Source organism: Achromobacter sp. Marseille-Q0513 (genome assembly GCF_018195695.1).
GTDB lineage: Bacteria > Pseudomonadota > Gammaproteobacteria > Burkholderiales > Burkholderiaceae_B > Achromobacter.
This window is the reverse complement of sequence record NZ_JAGTJY010000436.1, coordinates 1-643: the sequence shown is the minus strand read 5'-3', so window position 1 is coordinate 643 and position 643 is coordinate 1. Positions and strand designations below refer to the sequence as shown.

The 643-nt window shown below is 62.5% G+C and carries 2 protein-coding genes; both read right to left on the bottom strand.

Annotated features, from left to right (window positions below):
• On the bottom strand, window positions 1–353 hold a 353-nt coding region (locus tag KDH83_RS31130), incomplete at its 3' end, for a DNA adenine methylase (RefSeq protein ID WP_212322965.1).
• Window positions 310–513, bottom strand: coding sequence for a Com family DNA-binding transcriptional regulator (locus KDH83_RS31125; RefSeq protein ID WP_072270446.1), 204 nt, complete (start codon window positions 511–513; stop codon window positions 310–312). The genes KDH83_RS31130 and KDH83_RS31125, both read right to left, overlap by 44 nt.
• Between the last annotated feature and the right edge of the window lie 130 nt (window positions 514–643).

Here is a 643-nt window from a genome sequence, read left to right as displayed (position 1 = left end):
CGCTGGATGTCCGTGAGGGTGTCTGGCTTCGTCTCCCGGAGCCAGGCGTACATCTGGCGGCTGGTGAGCGACCAGCGGAACTGCCGCATGAACTCATCCAGGTGGTGCTGCACCACGCGGTACAGGCAGACCAGGTCGCCATTCACATCGTTGAGCACCTCGACCTTGCTGGGCGGCTTGGAGAAGAACAGGCCAGCCGCACCCGCGAACGGCTCGACGTAGCAGGTGTGCTCCGGCAGGAGCGGGAGAATATGCGGAGCCAGGCGGCGCATGCCGCCCACCCAGGGGACAAGCGGCACCGCCTGGACGTCATCGAAGTGGGCCTGCGCCCTCGCTTTCTTGGAGCCTTCCATCGGGCATCCTTTCAATACTGGACGCTCGACGGCGTTCTGGTGGGAGGCTCTCGGCCTTCAAGACGTTGAGCGCCCGGCAACGCGGGCACTTAATTACAAGGCGGGTGAACACCCCCTCTCCCAACTTGCGGGAGCAAGCAGCACAGCGAATCTCTCTCATGGAACAAGCCTTTTCTGCAAATCATTTGCAGATTCTGGTAGGCTAGAACCGCCTGGTACCGGGTGGCGGGCCTTAGCCGGTCTTGCAGGCTTGTGCTGCTTGATTGGGGTTCCGTCCGGTGTTCCAGCAC